This is a genomic window from Psychrilyobacter sp. (genome assembly GCF_037132775.1).
Taxonomy (GTDB): Bacteria; Fusobacteriota; Fusobacteriia; order Fusobacteriales; family Fusobacteriaceae; genus Psychrilyobacter.
Genome location: NZ_JBAHZY010000030.1, coordinates 1 through 11,288, shown reverse-complemented (window position 1 = coordinate 11,288; position 11,288 = coordinate 1). Strand labels below are relative to the sequence as shown.

Genomic DNA, 11,288 nt, shown 5'->3' with positions numbered 1-11,288 from the left:
ATTTTTGGATAATATTTTTATTTCTTTTTGGCTAAATATTTTTTTAGACATAGTGAACTCCTTAATATTTTTTTATAGTATACAAAAAACCTGTGAATTAGACACTCTTTTTCTAGTGTCCAGTTCACAGGTTACAGTATAAAATTTGTACTTTCTTTTTTTAATGTTTCAATAATATGTTTAGGGATTATCTCAATCCTAGATTCTCCTACTGCCTCTATTAATAGATTAAAGGAGATTTGTCCTATTATACAAGAAGATGACATTATACAAAACTCTCCTGGAAGGATGTTAAAGAGAGTTATTTCTCTTCCATTATTAGCTCAGATATACCCTGAGCTTTCCCTCCTTGACAAGTAAAAGACCGGGACAGGAATCCATATCTATCTCCTCTTTATTTTTTAATCTTTGTTGTTTGTTGTTTTTTATTTTTTATAAATTGAATAATGTGATTTTTGATTCAACAAAATAAATAATGATATATATATCATCTTTTCTTTAGGATGAAGTTTATTGTTTAAAATGTTATAATAATAGATATAATATTTAAATTTAAAGAGGTGGAAAAATTGGCAACGAAAAGTATAGAAAAATTAACAGATTATTTTTATAGATTCCCAGGTATTGGAAAAAAATCTGCTAGTAGATTGACATTTCATATCTTGGAGATGGAAAAAAATGAGATAGATGAATTTATAAAAGCTGTCTACGAGGTGAAAGAGAACACTGAAAAATGTACAATTTGTGGTAATTTAAGTGAATCTCCTATCTGTGAGATTTGTGATAACGAAGCTAGAGATAGTTCTATGATATGTGTTGTAGAAGATAATAGAGATATTATCGCCTTGGAAAAATCAAAATCATACAACGGTAAATACCATGTTTTAAATGGTAAAATTGCTCCTCTTAGTGGAATAACTCCTGATAAATTAAATATCAAATCACTTTTAATCAGAGTCGCTGCTGAAGAAATCGATGAAATCATCCTAGCTCTTAATCCTGATTTAGAAGGAGAGACCACAGCTATGTATCTCATGAAATTACTCAAACCATTTGGTATAAAGATCACCAAAATTGCCAGTGGAATTCCCATGGGTGGAAACATTGAATTTTCTGATATTGCTACTATTAATAGAGCGTTGAATGATAGGATAGAACAATAGATAAGATATTAAAGATAACTCCTAATAATTAGGAGTTATCTTTTTTTATTTACATACACAAAAAAGGACTGGAAAAATTCCAGTCCTTTTTCTATATATCTATTTTATTCTCACCCCTAAAAGGAATAGGGATAAATTATATACCTTCAGAGTAGTCAAGTGCAGCTAATCTCTTATAATGTCTGATTTTCTTTTGAGCTTCTAATTTATTCTTAGCGAATAATTTTTTTGCTCCTTCAGGGTTAGACTTAGTTAGTGTTAAGTATCTAGTCTCTCCTAATAAGAATTCTTCATATTTGTCCCAGTTAGATTCTTTAGAATCTATTTGTAATGGATTCTTACCTTCTAATTCTAATTTAGGATCAAATCTGAATAATGGCCAGTAACCACATTCAGTAGCTAATTTCATCTCTGTTTGAGAATGTCCCATACCTTTTCTTACACCATGTGAGATACAAGGCGCGTATGCAATGATGATAGATGGTCCTTTATAAGCTTCTGCTTCTTTAACAGCTTTTAAGTATTGAGCTTGGCTTGCACCCATAGATACTTGAGCTACATAGATATGCCCGTAAGACATACAGATACCAGCTAAATCTTTCTTCTTTAATGGCATTCCTGATGCAGCAAATTTAGCTACTGCTCCTGTAGGAGTTGCTTTTGATGCTTGTCCACCAGTATTTGAGTACATTTCTGTATCCATTACTAAGATGTTGATATCATCAGATGTAGCTAAAACGTGATCTATTCCACCATAACCGATGTCATTTGCCCAACCGTCTCCACCGAAGATCCATTGTGATTTCTTAGTGATGTGATCTTTTAATGATGCTACTTCTTTAGTTGCTTCATTACCTTCAAATAATGGTAATAATTTAGTTCTGATCTCTTGAGTTTTCTCTCCATCAGTTCTATTTTCTATCCATTCTTTAAATAATTCTGCTACTTCTGGAGTAACTGTATCCATGATTTTATTCATTTCTACTTCTAATCTATCTCTTAATGCTTCTGAAGCAACGTACATTCCGTATCCAAACTCTGCATTATCTTCAAATAATGATGATGCCCAAGCTGGACCTTCTCCGCATCCGTTTGTACAGTAAGGAGTCGATGGAGCTGATCCACCGTAGATTGATGAACAACCAGTAGCGTTTGCTACCATCATTCTATCTCCAAATAATTGAGTAATTAACTTGATGTAAGGAGTTTCTCCACATCCAGCACATGCTCCATGGAATTGGAATAAAGGTTGTGCAAATTGAGATGTTTTAACATTTGCAGTTCCCATGATTTCTTTCTTATAAGTTACTTCGTTGAATAAATAATCAGCGAATTTTTGGTTTGGCATTTCTTCAGCGATTGGAGATAAAACTAAAGCTTTTCCTTTAGGAGCTGGACATACGTTTACACATACTCCACAACCTGTACAGTCAAGTGGTGAAACTTGTAATCTGTATTCTACACCTTCAGCTTTTCCAATAACTTTTAAAGTTTTCATACCTTCTGGTGCATTAGCTTTTTCTTCTTCATTGATTAAGAAAGGTCTGATTACTGCATGTGGACAAACAAATGAACACTGGTTACATTGGATACAGTTTTCAGAAATCCAATGAGGAACGTTTATTGCTACTCCTCTTTTTTCAAATGCTGTAGTTCCGTTTTCAAATGTACCATCTTCATACCCGTTAAATGCTGATACTGGTAAATCATATCCCTTAATAGCGTTTATTGGCTTAGCAATTTTTTCTACAAATGCAGAACCTTTGTAAGCATCTTCAGCAGTTTCATATTCTAAGTTGATCCAAGTTGGATCTACAGCAATTTCTACTAACTCGTCTGCTCCTTTATCAATTGCGTTGTAGTTCATTTCTACAATATCTTGACCTTTTGTACTGTATGACTTATGAGCATATTCTTTCATATATCCTTGAGCTTCTGCAAAAGGAATTACATTAGCTAACTTAAAGAATGCTGATTGCATTATTGTATTAGTTCTGTTTCCTAATCCTAATTCAACTGCTAATTTATTTGCATTGATGATGAATAATTTAGCTTCATTTTTAGCTAATTTAATCTTAACTGAGTTAGGTAAGTTTGCAATTGTTTCCTCTGGACTCCATACACAGTTTAATAAGAATGATCCACCTTTCTTTAATCCTCCAACCATATCATACTTACCTAAGTAAGATGGTGTAGAACAAGCTACGAATGATGGTGTATTGATTAAGTAAGTTGATCTGATAGGATCTTTACCGAATCTTAAGTGAGATCTAGTAACTCCACCAGATTTTTTTGAATCATATGCGAAGTAAGCTTGAGCATAAAGATCAGTCTTGTCTCCTATGATTTTGATTGAGTTCTTGTTAGCTCCTACAGTACCGTCAGATCCTAGTCCGAAGAATAAACATTCTTTTACGTTATCAGCAACTACTGATACAGGTTCTCCTACTGGTAATGATAAGAAAGTAACGTCATCAATGATTCCTACTGTAAATCCTTCTTTAGGAGTCTCTAATTTTGCATTTTCATATACAGCTATTATTTGAGCAGGTGTAGTATCTTTAGAAGATAATCCGTATCTTCCTCCAACGATTTTTGGTGCATTTTTGTCATCTTTAAATAACTCAACTACGTCAAGGTATAAAGGCTCTCCATTTGCTCCTGGTTCTTTAGTTCTATCTAATACAGATATAGATTTAACTGTCTTAGGTAAAACATTCATGAAGAATTCAGCAGAGAATGGTCTGTATAAATGAACAGATAATAATCCTACTTTTTCTCCAGCTGCCACTAAATGATCTATAGTTTCTTTAATAGTCTCTGTAACAGATCCCATAGCTATTATTATTCTTTCAGCATCTGCTGCTCCATAGTAAGTAAATGGCTTATATTCTCTTCCTGTAATCTTTGAAATTTCTTCCATATATCCTGCAACTGCATCTGGTACTGCATTATAGTATTTATTTTGAGCTTCTCTAGCTTGGAAAAAAACATCATCGTTTTGAGCTGTTCCTCTAGTCACTGGGTGATGAGGATTGATTGCTCTATCTCTGAATGCTTGTACTGCTTCTCTATCTAATAATCTGTCTAAATCTGCATAATCCATTACTTCTACTTTATTGATTTCATGTGAAGTTCTGAAACCATCGAAAAAATGCATGAAAGGTATTCTTGTCTTAAATGTTGCTAAATGTGCAACACCTGCAAGATCCATTACTTCTTGTACAGATCCAGCTGCTAACATTGCATAACCAGTTTGTCTTGCAGCATATATATCTGAGTGATCTCCAAATATAGATAATGCTTGAGCTGATAATGATCTAGCTGATACATGGATTACTGAAGGTAATAATTCTCCAGCGATCTTATACATGTTAGGTATTTTTAATAATAATCCTTGAGATGCTGTATAAGTAGTAGTTAAAGCTCCTGCTTGTAACGCTCCATGAACTGTTCCTGCTGCTCCTGCTTCCGATTGCATTTCTACTAACTTTACAGGTACTCCAAATAAGTTTTTCTTACCTTGAGCTGCCCATTCGTCAGTATATTCTGCCATTGGTGATGATGGTGTTATAGGATAGATTCCTGCTACTTCTGTAAATGCGTATGATACCCACGCTGCAGCTTGGTTTCCATCCATTGTTTGCATAGTTTTAGCCATTTTTTTTGCCCTCCTGAAAATTTTAATTATATTTTATTGGTTTCAGTAAAAATAAAATATCTTTCATGTACAATTTTACTTCACTAGCAATATTTTGTCAATCAATCATTTTTTTTTTTAGACGTTATCTCTCTTTACACTTTTTTCGTCCTTAAAACGTTATATCTAACCACTTTAATACAATTAATTACTTTTTTAACTTAGTATTATCGGGGTTAAAACCTTTGAATCTCTAAGTTTTTGTACGACTACACTTTACAAATATCCCTGTTTTTCCATATTTTATGGACATTTTTTAAACTCACAATAATTCCAATACAGAGACACCGTGATCACCATGCATAGTATCAGCGCTTTTTTTTAATCTTGTCGCAGATCACACATGTTTTATCATTTAGATCAATATCAATAAGTGGACAAATTTAAACAAAAAAAACTACCAGATTAATCTGGTAGTTTAAAAATTATTTAACTATTGCGTATGTATCTCTAGCAATTACTAATTCTTCATTTGTTTGAATCTTATAGATAGCTACTTTAGAAGTTTCTGTAGATAATTTTACAGATCCTTTCTTTCTTACTGAATTAACAGCTTCATCTAATTCTACACCCATAAATTCTAATTCTTCTAAAGATTTAGATCTTATTAAGTTAGAGTTTTCTCCAATTCCACCTGTGAAACAGATCATGTCTACTCCACCCATAGCTGCTGCATATGATGCGATATAAGCTCTGATTCTATAAGTCATCATATCGATAGCTAATTCTGCTCTTTCATCTCCAGCTGCTCTTGCAATTTCAAGGTCTCTACAGTCAGATGACTTTTCGAAGATTCCTAAGATTCCAGATTGCTTGTTCATTCTAGCATCTATCTCTTTATCAGTTAAGTCTCTCTTAGCTTTGATAAATAATGCTGCTGCTGGATCGATATCTCCACATCTAGTTCCCATCATTAACCCTTGTAATGGAGTCAATCCCATTGAAGTATCTACTGATTTACCATCTTTAACAGCTGATATAGATGCTCCGTTTCCTAAGTGGCATATGATCACTTTTGAGTTCTCAGGATTTCCTAATAAATCGTTAGCTACTCCAGCAACAAATTTATGAGAAGTTCCGTGGAATCCGTACTTTCTTACTTTTAATTCTGTATAATCAGCATATGGTAATGGATACATAAATGCTTTTGCTGGCATAGTTTGGTGGAATGCAGTATCGAATACTCCTACATTTGGCTTTCCAGGAATAAGTTCCATACAAGTTTTTACACCTAATAAGTTAGCTGGATTATGTAATGGAGCTAATTCGTTGTTAGCTTCGATTCCTGCCATTACTTTTTCGTCTAATAATACAGATGCTGTGAATTCTTCTCCTCCATGTACTATTCTATGTCCAACTGCGTCAACCTCGTTGATATTTCCGATTACTCCGTGCTTTCCAGTTAATGTATTTAACACTAATTCTAAAGCTTCCTTATGTGTAGGCATATCTTGCTCTAACTCTAATTCAAAATCTGTAGCTGGAATTTCGTACTCAAACTTAGATCCGTGGATTCCAATTCTGTCACATAGACCGATTGCGAAAACCTCTCCAGTTGATGGGTTAATTAGTTGATACTTTAAAGATGAGCTACCACAGTTGATTACTAAAACTTTCATTAATTATTTCCTCCTAGATTTTATTTTAACGATATATATTTCATTTACCATCTTTATTATTTTTGTAGGAGCTATTTCTAACCCCTACTATCTTATCTATTAGTTAGCTTGTATTGATGTTATAGCTGCTAAGTTTACTATATCAGATACAGAACAACCTCTTGAAAGGTCATTGATTGGTGCTGCTAAACCTTGTAATAATGGCCCGTGAGCTTCTGCTCCAGCCAATCTTTGTACTAATTTATATCCTATATTTCCTGCTGCTAAGTTCGGGAATATTAGAATGTTGGCATTTCCTGCTACTTTTGAACCAGGTGCTTTTTTAGCTCCTACTGCAGCTACTAATGCTGCGTCAGCTTGCAATTCAGCTTCAAATTCGAAATCTACATTGCTTTCAGTCAATATCCTTCCTGCTTCTGCCACTACATCTACCGAATCATGTTTAGCTGATCCCTTAGTTGAAAATGTCATCAATGCTACTTTTGGCTCAATTCCTGCTACTGATCTAGCTGTTTCAGCTGCACTCATAGCAATATCAGCTAATTGTTGAGCGTTAGGTTCTGGTATTACTGCACAGTCACCAAATATTAAAATATTTCCATACTCTTCAACTTTATCTTTTAATTCCATGATGAATACAGATGATACTGTTTTCATTCCTGGCTTAGGCCCTATTACTTGGAATCCAGCTCTAAGTATGTTTGCTGTAGGTGAATCTGATCCAGATACCATTCCATCTGCATCTCCTAAAGCTACCATCATAGCACCAAAGAAGTTAACATCTGTAGTTAAGATTTCTTTAGCTTTTTCTGGAGTCATTCCTTTTTTAGCTCTTCTTTCTACTAATTTCGCCACATAAGCGTCTATGTTTTCAAAAGTATTTGGATCGATTATAGTAGTTCCCTCTAAGTTAGCTCCTACTTTCGCTGCTTCTGCATTTAAAGTTTCTGCTTTTCCTACTAATACAACTTTAGCCAAGCCCTCTTTTACAATCTCTTGTGCTGCTTTTAATACTCTTTCATCTGTTGCTTCAGGTAAAACGATAGTCTTTTGTGCAATTTTAGCTTTTTCTTTTATTTGATTAATGATTCCCATTAGTCATCCTCCTAATATATATATATAATTAAACATATATTAACATATTTTACTTTAGTTATACAAATGGTTTTCATTCCATTACAAAACAGTCATTTTAATCGCTTCGTTTATAAACTTTTTCTTCTATAAATGGACTTTTGTGCCACTTTTAAAACATAGCCATTATATTGTTTTTATGCTCATTTTGAAAGCTTTTTCTGATTTATTTTTGTTCCATTCTAAATTTTACTCGAAAATGGCATCTATATACTCCTTAGATTTAAATTCCCGAAGGTCTTCTATCCCTTCTCCTACTCCAATAAATTTAATAGGCTTTTTTAACTCTTCAGAGATTGCAAATACTATCCCACCCTTGGCTGTTCCATCTAACTTAGTCACTACAAATCCGCTTAATTCTGTTACTTCATTGAATACCTTGGCTTGGTTCAATCCATTTTGACCAGTAGTCCCATCTATCACTAATAGGGTTTCGTAGCTAGTTTCTCCTGCATGTTTTTTTATAATGATATTTATCTTTTCTAATTCTTTCATAAGATTTTTCTTATTATGTAACCTTCCTGCTGTATCTATTATTACTACATCAGCATTTCTACTTTTTCCTGCTTTCAGTGTATCAAATACCACTGCACCTGGATCACTTCCCTGTTCGTGTTTTATAATGTCAGCACCTGATCTATCAGCCCATTCTTCTAATTGCTCAATTGCTGCAGCTCTAAATGTATCTCCTGCACCTATCAGTACTTTTTTACCTTCTTTTATAAATTTAGCTGCTAATTTCCCAATGGTAGTTGTTTTTCCTACTCCATTTACCCCTACTACTAAGATTATATTCATCCCAGGTTTATTCACTTCTAGCTCTGTCCCTTCAGAGATCAAGAATCCTTCCATTACATCTTTCAATACATCATAGACTAAATTTGGTTCTTTGATCCCTCTTTTTTTCACTTCTTTTTCTAATTCTCCTACTATTTTTAAGGTCATATCCATCCCAATATCCGACTGTATCAATAGATCTTCTAATTCCTCATACATATCTTCATCTATGATACTTCTGCCAGAAAAAAGAGTTTTCATCTTTCCGAACAATCCTTCTCTAGTTTTCACCAGTTTTTCCTTCAAAGATTTAAAGAATCCTTTTTTCTTAGAAACCTCCTCTTTCTTCTTTAATTCTTCAAATTCTTTTCTTTTGGCTTCTTTCTCCGCTTCTATTGCTAATCTATTTTTTTCTTCAAGTTTTAATTTTTCCAATTCCTTTCTTTCCTCTTCTTCTTTTATCTTTAATTTTTCTAATTCTTTTCTTTCTCCCTCTTCTCTAATTCTTAATTTTTCTAGTTTTTCTCTTTCTGCCTTCTCTTTCAACTTTAATTCTTCCAACTCTTTTCTTTCTCTCTCTTCTTTAATTTTTAACTCTTCTAGCTCTTTTATTTTGACCTCTTCCTCAGCTTTTAATCTTTCATTTTCTTCTACCAATTTCCTTTCATCTTCTTTTTCTATTCTTAATTCTTCATTCTTCATCCTTAACTCTTCTTTTCTTTCTAATTCAATCCTCTCATTTTCTTCTTTGTTTTTTAACACCTCTAATTCATCTTTTTTATCTTTTCCCTTCAACTCTTCTAGTTCTTTTATTTTTAACTTTTCATTTTCAACTTTCAGTTTTTCATCAGCTTCATCTTTCTTCTTTCCAAATCCAAATAATTTTTTAAACATCTTTATCCTCCTAGCATTTCATTGATTTTGTACTCAAATATTAACATATATATATTTTTTTGTCATAAAACCAAACTTAAATTCTTTTATTTCCCTCTTAACTTGAACAACCTGCCACTAAAAAACTTTTTTCTTTCTCACGACTTACAGAGATTCACTGAGAATATCAATCAGAGTCCACTGAGGTTTCTCTGGGTAACTCTTCTTCTCTCTGTGTTCTCCGTTCCCTCTTCTCTATTTCTTGGCTATTAAAAATGAAGTTTATAGTCGAACTTATCTATCCAAAAACTTTTTTTAGTCTCTTCAATCCTTCTTCTAACATATATCTAGGACACGCTATATTCATCCTCGCAAATCCATGACTCATAAAGGCTCCTCCCATTGTTAAGGCCAACCCACCACCTTCTACTAACCTTTCTTTCAATTTTTCATCATCCAACTTGCATTTCCTTAGATCTAACCAAAGTAGGTAAGTAGCCTCAGGTTTTTTCACTCTAATTTGAGGAATGTTTTTTTCTATATAATCTACAGCAAATTCTATATTTTCTCTCAGGTGGTTTAGGAGTTCTTCTAGCCACTCCTCACCATCATTGTATGCAGATATCACCATATCCATACAAAAACTATTGGGCTCATGAACTCCTATGAGAGATAATTCTTCTACAAATTCTTCTTTTTCTTTGATTACAGGAAAAACTACAAACGAACTCTGAATTCCTGCCAAATTAAATGTCTTAGTTGTAGAAAAACAAGTATACACAAGGTTCTCTACTCCTCCTCCTAGGCTAGCTATAGAAATATGTTTTCCATCTAAAATCAGATCACTGTGAATTTCATCAGAAATAATTTTAACTCCATATTTCACACAGATTTCTGCAATTTTTGATAATTCTTCCCTTTCCCAAACTCTTCCTGTAGGATTATGAGGATTACACAATATAAATACCACAGAGTCTTTTGCCTTCTCCTCAAAATCTATAAAATCAATCTCATATCTATCCTCTTTTTCAACCAGTTCATTTATCACTATTTTTCTGTTGTTATTTTTAATCTGTTTTACAAATTGAGGGTAGGTTGGAGACTGTATCATTACTTTATCCCCTTCATTGGTTAAAGTTTTAATTAACAGATTTAAACTGGTTATCACTGTAGGAGAATGAGCAATCTTATTTCCAGATAATTTATACCCATGTCTCTTTTCTACCCAGTTTACCAAACTGCCGATATACCTTTCATTTTCCATGGTATAACCAAATATTTTTTGATCCGCTTTATTTTTTAGAGCTTCTACTACCACATTAGGAGTTTCTATGTCCATGTCTGCTACCCACATAGGTAGTAGGTTTTCCTTTCCAAAATAGCTTTTCCTTCCAGCCCATTTTCTAGAATCATTTTTACTTCTATCTATTTTTTTATTAAAATCTACCATTTTTATCCCCCTTTATTTTTTCTTAACATTATACTTTAGTCATTTCCAAAAAGATATAAATATTATATTTAAACTCTTTTTTTTCACTATCAATTCTAAGTAATTCAATTTTTTTTATGGCATAATATTAATATTACACTACTAGTGTTTAGCATTGATTAAAGCTCTATAAAGGAATTTGTAGATAATTTTAAAAAGGAGATGAACTATGAGCGAACATCTAGACCTAACCCAAGGAGATATAGGATATCTCATAAGAAAATAGCCATTCCCTCAAGCATTGGATTTTTATTCAACAGGGGCTGTTGCAAGTTTTGTGTAAACTCTAAAAATTAATGTAAAACTTTTATAAAAAGAGGAGTAATAATTCTTTAATTATTGCTTCTCGTTTTTAATATATTAGAACTTCATTTTTTGTATGTCAATAGCAGTGCCTAAAATTAGCCTCTTTTAAAAGGTATATCTTAGATTATCACTTAGTTTAATCTTTCTTCAAAAAATATTTGTAATTGAGAGTAGATTACACCCCAATCTCTTCGGCGCCCAGTCCATTTCCTCGTGATATCCATCGT

Annotated in this window: 7 protein-coding genes; 1 reads left to right on the top strand and 6 read right to left on the bottom strand. The window is 32.9% G+C overall.

The annotated features are described in order from the left end of the window. Positions 1-131: 131 nt before the first annotated feature. Positions 132-266 carry a hypothetical protein gene (locus V5784_RS01895; RefSeq protein ID WP_336887354.1) on the bottom strand — a complete coding sequence of 45 codons (135 nt, stop codon included), beginning with the start codon at positions 264-266 and terminating at the stop codon, positions 132-134. Positions 267-569: 303 nt separating this feature from the next. Here V5784_RS01895 and recR point away from each other — a divergent pair, with 303 nt between their 5' ends. Next, positions 570-1,163, top strand: a complete 594-nt coding sequence (gene recR / locus V5784_RS01890) for a recombination mediator RecR (protein ID WP_336887353.1) — start codon at positions 570-572, stop codon at positions 1,161-1,163. Positions 1,164-1,299: 136 nt separating this feature from the next. Here recR and nifJ read toward each other — a convergent pair whose 3' ends face one another. From nifJ to V5784_RS01865, 5 genes are all read right to left on the bottom strand, one after another. Next, positions 1,300-4,824: a pyruvate:ferredoxin (flavodoxin) oxidoreductase gene (gene nifJ / locus V5784_RS01885; protein WP_336887352.1), complete on the bottom strand. Its 3,525-nt coding sequence runs from the start codon at positions 4,822-4,824 to the stop codon at positions 1,300-1,302. A 464-nt stretch (positions 4,825-5,288) separates the two neighbouring features. Further along, complete coding sequence (locus V5784_RS01880) at positions 5,289-6,482, bottom strand: acetate kinase (protein WP_336887351.1); 1,194 nt, start codon at positions 6,480-6,482, stop codon at positions 5,289-5,291. Between the two features lie 99 nt (positions 6,483-6,581). Next, on the bottom strand, positions 6,582-7,577 hold the full coding sequence (gene pta, locus V5784_RS01875; RefSeq protein WP_336887350.1) for a phosphate acetyltransferase: 996 nt from the start codon (positions 7,575-7,577) through the stop codon (positions 6,582-6,584). 228 nt (positions 7,578-7,805) lie between these two features. Next, positions 7,806-8,855, bottom strand: coding sequence for a signal recognition particle-docking protein FtsY (gene ftsY / locus V5784_RS01870; RefSeq protein ID WP_336887355.1), 1,050 nt, complete (start codon positions 8,853-8,855; stop codon positions 7,806-7,808). Positions 8,856-9,564: 709 nt separating this feature from the next. Further along, positions 9,565-10,716, bottom strand: coding sequence for a MalY/PatB family protein (locus tag V5784_RS01865; RefSeq protein ID WP_336887349.1), 1,152 nt, complete (start codon positions 10,714-10,716; stop codon positions 9,565-9,567). Positions 10,717-11,288: the final 572 nt, after the last annotated feature.